General features: G+C 60.7%; 5 protein-coding genes. 4 read left to right on the top strand and 1 reads right to left on the bottom strand.

Features of this window, described 5'->3' with window-relative positions; all coding sequences use genetic code 11:
* The first annotated feature begins 329 nt into the window (after nt 1–329).
* Together EZE58_RS05420 and EZE58_RS05425 are read left to right on the top strand one after the other, a co-directional pair.
* Entirely contained in the window at nt 330–1,523 is a 1,194-nt protein-coding gene (locus tag EZE58_RS05420) for an alcohol dehydrogenase catalytic domain-containing protein (RefSeq protein ID WP_063250653.1), read from the top strand.
* Nucleotides 1,524–1,693: 170 nt separating this feature from the next.
* Complete coding sequence (locus EZE58_RS05425; protein ID WP_082835007.1) at nt 1,694–2,677, top strand: helix-turn-helix domain-containing protein; 984 nt, start codon at nt 1,694–1,696, stop codon at nt 2,675–2,677.
* A 535-nt stretch (nt 2,678–3,212) separates the two neighbouring features.
* On the opposite strand, the gene EZE58_RS05430 is transcribed toward EZE58_RS05425, so the two are convergent.
* Complete coding sequence (locus tag EZE58_RS05430; RefSeq protein WP_063250652.1) at nt 3,213–4,154, bottom strand: helix-turn-helix domain-containing protein; 942 nt, start codon at nt 4,152–4,154, stop codon at nt 3,213–3,215.
* Between the two features lie 107 nt (nt 4,155–4,261).
* Here EZE58_RS05430 and EZE58_RS05435 point away from each other — a divergent pair, with 107 nt between their 5' ends.
* Together EZE58_RS05435 and EZE58_RS05440 are read left to right on the top strand one after the other, a co-directional pair.
* Nucleotides 4,262–4,573: a hypothetical protein gene (locus EZE58_RS05435; protein WP_063250651.1), complete on the top strand. Its 312-nt coding sequence runs from the start codon at nt 4,262–4,264 to the stop codon at nt 4,571–4,573.
* 309 nt (nt 4,574–4,882) lie between these two features.
* Nucleotides 4,883–5,271, top strand: a 389-nt coding sequence (locus EZE58_RS05440) for a transposase family protein (protein ID WP_167559748.1), incomplete at its 3' end; no start/stop codon positions are given.

Here is a 5,271-nt window from a genome sequence, read left to right on the forward strand (position 1 = left end):
CCTCACCCACTACATCGCCCGATCTCTACTCGAGGCCGGCGGATTCAGACCCCGACTACACCCTCAACTGCGATGAGCCCCACTACATCGCCCGATCTCTACTCGAGGCCGGCGGATTCAGACCCCGACTACACCCTCAACTGCGATGAGCCAGTTATTCGACCGTCCGACTACGGTGCCTGGCACGATCGTTGACTGGAGTGGCACGAGTAGCGAACGACATCAACCGAACCGATTACTAGTCTGAAATGGCAGGCGAAACATAAGCGATTTCGCATGCAAGTTCCAGCAGAAAGCTGGAAGGAAAACTATGGAAGGACACGAAAATCATGGCTGATGGCAATCGCGCAGTAGTGTTCGCAAATCCGCAAGACATGCAGGTCGAAAACCTCGACTTCCCGAAGCTCGAGATGCCCACCGGAGAAAAAGCACCGCACGGGGTCATCTTGAAAATCGTCGCTACAAACATCTGCGGAAGCGACCTCCATATCTACCGCGGCTCCTTCCCAGTGCCCCAAGGCATGGTCATGGGACACGAAATGACAGGCCAGGTAGTTGAGCTCGGATCCGATGTTACTTTCCTCAAGGAAGGCGATCTCGTCTCGGTGCCGTTCAATGTCGCTTGCGGCCGGTGTCGCAATTGCCGGGGGCGCAGGACGGAAGTCTGCGAGACTACGAATCCAGATGGCCCCTGCGCAGCCTACGGGTTCAACCTCGGCAATTGGCAAGGTGGACAGGCGGAATACCTGTTTGTGCCCTATGCCGACTTTCAGCTGCTCCGCTTCCCAGACAAGGACCAGGCCATGGAGAAGATCCGCGACTTGGCCCTGTTGTCAGACATTCTTCCCACTGCATTCCACGGACTCATGGAGGCCGGCGCCAAGCCAGGCTCGACAGTCTATATTGCCGGTGCAGGACCTGTCGGCCGGTGCGGGGCAGCGGCAGCTCGCCTCCTCGGAGCGTCATGCATCATTGTCGGCGACTACCACAAGGACCGCCTCGATCTGATGAAACAGAACGGCTGCGAGACCATTGACCTCAACGAGGATGTTCCTCTGACCGATCAGATCGAAGCTATTCTAGGCGAGCCCATGGTGGATTGTGCGGTGGACTACGTCGGCTCGGAAGCACATGGAATCGGTCGTGAGGCCGGAGATATGAATCCCGCGCACGCGATCAATCAAGTCATGGACGCTACCCGACCTGGCGGGGCTACTGGCATCATCGGAGTGTACGGACCCGATCCGCTTGCAGAGTCGAAAGCAGAGCAGGAAGGAACTTTCCCACTCGACTTCGGAAAAGCATGGATCAAGTCACCACGAATCTCGGGCGGCCAGGCACCGATCATGCACTACAACCGCGAGTTGATGATGGCCATTCTCTGGGACCGCATGCCGTACCTCAGCGACATGCTCAACACGAAGATCATCAGTCTCGACGATGCTCCAGACGCCTACGCAAGCTTTGATAAGGGTGTTTCGGACAAGTTCATCATCGATCCGCACGGGCTCATTTCAGCCTGACCTGATCCACCCTCCAGGAGGGTTGCAAGCTTCATTTAACGACATCAGAGAACGGGTTCGGGTGCCACCAATGGTGGCACCCGAACTGTATAGTTCGTCAGTAATAGGCTTCCGGCCAACCACCAAACCGATTGACACTGTTCTCGCGAGAATATAAGGGGTGCCGTCACATGAGTGAGCCAACTGTCCCCAGTTTCCGGTTGAGTAGATGGTCGACTACTCAGAACTCGAATAACGATGCTGCAGATCACTGGCAGCACATCCGTCAACAGGCTTACGTCGACGTCTCTACCGACCCCTTGACCTCTGATTTCCACGGCGAGGTCACCCTCGGACGATTTCCCAGCTTCGCACTATCCATCAAGAGAGCCGGAGGTGAGGATGTCTGGCGCAGCCGCAGCCATATCGCACAAGGCGACGAGCGCGATGAGTATCTTTACACCGTCTTTCAAGTCAGCGGAACTTGTGTCCTAGAGCAATTTGATCGGACCGCAGTGGTTCCTCCGGGGTCTGCGGTCATCTACGACAGTTCCGCACCTTTTGTCATGCACAATGCTGGCCCCTACGAACAGGTCATTGTCGAACTTCCTGCCGACGAAGCTTTCGCCCGTGCAGGTATCTCGCGCGGCAACGATCTACTCGCGCGAACCTTGCCTTGTGACGGGGCGGTATCGGCAGTCGCCTCCTTCTTCGTTAACCTGGCGCAAACTCAGATCCGTGATCCTGAAGGCGCAGTACGGCTGGAACCCCATGCTTCTGACCTTGCGTTCTCTACGCTCAATCTGGTTACTCCAACCACCGCGAGTGCAGATCTCCCTGGAGCTGCTCGACGAGAACAAGCCATCGCATATATGCGTGCGAATCTTATCGATCCAAGTGTGGATGCAACCAGCATCGCCAAGGGAATCCACATCTCTCGAAGGAGCCTCTACCGAGAGTTCCAAGGAACTGGCGATTCAGTGATTGGAGTGCTCAGGGAACTCCGAGTGGAGCAGGCTAAACGGCTTTTGCTCGGTTCTCCGAATCGGCCAGTTAGCTCGATTGCGCATGATACAGGTTTCTCGAGCGTGGCTCATTTCTATCGCGTTTTTCGGGCGTCAACATCGATGACTCCTGGCGAATATCGTGCTCAGGGACTTCCACGGGGTCTCTAGCGAAGCACGATAGCGACGCCGAAACTAGCATGCCGCGCTGGAGAAGATCAATCAACTGAGACGACTGCGGAAGTTCCGTAAATAGACCACCCCAAGAACGTTCCTGCGCCGGACACTTTCACGAATATCGAAAGCTATGGAGGCTCTTGCCAGATGAGGGTGTAGGTCGGCCGGGCGCGTCGGCCCGCAGATAGACGTCGAGATCTCCCGACGACGGAGGTTCCTACGCCATCCATCCGAAAGACCTCGACGTGTCCGACGCTACCCCGCCGGCCGGCTTCGGCCGCCCTGACCTGACCGCCTTCGCGTCTTATCCCAATCGACTCTGATCGGGTCTGCTGATCCTCTCGACGAGAACGCAGCGACATCACAGCCACCCAACCCCGACCGTCCGGGAAGCCGGGACACGTCACATGGCCTGTGGTGCGGGCGTGTCGAGTGGGTCGTCCAGGGGCGACGCAGGAGCGTCGACGCGACGTGCTGAGAGCTGGTTCCAGTCGAGTACTAGCACACCGGCTACAGGCATGGCGATAGGTCAGGAACGGCGTCGCTCCCTACGCAGGAGGGAGCGCAGAGTCTCGGCGTTCGCGTAGCCGACCCGTAGCGCGATCTCGGCGGAGGTGAGGTCCGTGGTTGCTGAGAGGTGCCGAGCTCGCTCGATGCGAAGCCGTTGGACGAAGCCGAGCGGAGTGAGGTTGAGCGCCGCACGGACTCGTCGTTCGAGGGTGCGCCGGCTGGTGCCGAGCGACTGCGCGACGAAGGCGACGTTGAACGGTTCGTCCAGGCGGGCGCGCACGAAGCGTTCGAACTCGACGACGATCGGGTCCTCGTGCCGGAGATGTTCGTAGGCGACGAAGGCCGCCTGCGACGGGCGCTCGTCGATGATGAGGAGCTTGGCGACGTGTTGGGCCAGGTCGGGGCTGATCGATCGCACGAGTGAGAGCGCGAGGTCGATGTGGGCGAACGCGGCGCCGGCGGTGACGAGGTTCCCGTCGACCACGACCATGGTGTCGAGATCGAGGGCGACGGTCGGATAGCGCTTCAGGAACTCCGGCCCCAGGAACCAGCTGGTCGTCGCCCGCCGATGCTGCATCCGTCCGGTCTCGGCGACAGCGAACACGCCGGTGCACGCCGCGGCGATCCGGGTGGTCGCCTCGTCGAGGCGCCCGAGCGAGGCGATGACCGAACGAGCATCTCGGCTCTGGAGGGCGTCGTTGGTAGCGGCGGCCGTAAGGGTTCCAAGCGCAGGGACGACGACCACGTCGAACTCTGCGGACTCCGACAGCGGGTGGTCCACCGACAGGGTCATCGATGCCGTCGTGGTCACTCGCCGTTTCGGTCCGAGGATGGCGAGTTCGATCGGGTCGATCCGCGGGTCGACATCGCCGCGGGCTCCGTCGGCCACCCGCACGATGTCGATGATCGACGCGATAGCCGAACCGAAGCAGCCGTCAATCGCGATCAGTCCAATACGCATGACGTAAACAATAGCAATACTGCCGTATACGCCACTCCCCACCGGCCCTCGCTCGTCATACGCTGAACTCGTCACACGAAGAATCACGACTTCAAGGAGAGTCCCTCATGTCAACACCCGCATCACTTCCGTATGCCTTCGTCGCCAAGATCGTCGCGGCCGATGGACAGCACGACGCGCTCGCCGATCTGCTCGCCGGCGCTGTCGAACTCGCCAACGAAGAAGTAGGAACGATTGTCTGGTTCGCGGTCAGGACCCACGCCGACACCTTCTGGATCTTCGATGCATTCCCCGACGAGGCCGCTCGCGACGCCCACGCCAACGGCGCCATCGTCGCAGCCCTGATGGCCAACCAGCACCTCCTCAGCGCAGCACCCGAGATCCTGGCGGCCGACGTCCTCGCGTCCAAGCTCCCGTAGTCCGCCAACGCACGTCCGCAAGGCGAACACAATACGAGCGCTGTCGGTCACAAACTCAACAGGCAAACCAACGGGCGGCTCTGGAGCGGCTCGAGCCACAAAGCGCACGCCACATTCGAAGGAGCAATTGATGCCATCTATTCCTACATTGTCGTTGGACGACGCCAAACGTGTCATCGCGGCAGCAGAAGCTGAATCCGGCTCTTCGCAGCTGAGAGTGTAGTCGGGTTGGGCGCGTCGGTCGCTGGATAGGGGTCGAGGCCCTCCGAGGATGGAAGTTCTGACACTGCCCATCCTGAGGACCTCGACATGGATCACGCTACCTTCGTTCGCCCTGACCTGACCACGTTCTGCCGTCTCGACGAGCTCGGCCTCGAGGCCGTCGGACAGCGGGTTGAGCCTGATCGTGCGGTGATCCAGTGCCGGGTCCTGGAGCCGGACCCGTGGTGCAGGGAGTGCGGGGCCGAGGGCGTGCCCCGAGACACGGTGATCCGCCGGTTGGCGCACGAGCCGTTCGGGCACCGGCCCACGACCTTGATGGTCCGGGTCCGCCGGTACCGGTGTGTTACCTGCCGTCGGACGTGGCGGCAGGACACGTCGAAGGCCGCGGCGCCGCGGGCGAAGATCACCCGTGGCGGGGTGGGCTGGGCGCTGACCGGTGTGGTCGTGGACCACCTCACCGTCAGCCGCGTCGCTGC

The organism is Brevibacterium sp. LS14, assembly GCF_012027885.1.
Classification (GTDB): Bacteria; Actinomycetota; Actinomycetes; order Actinomycetales; family Brevibacteriaceae; genus Brevibacterium; species Brevibacterium casei.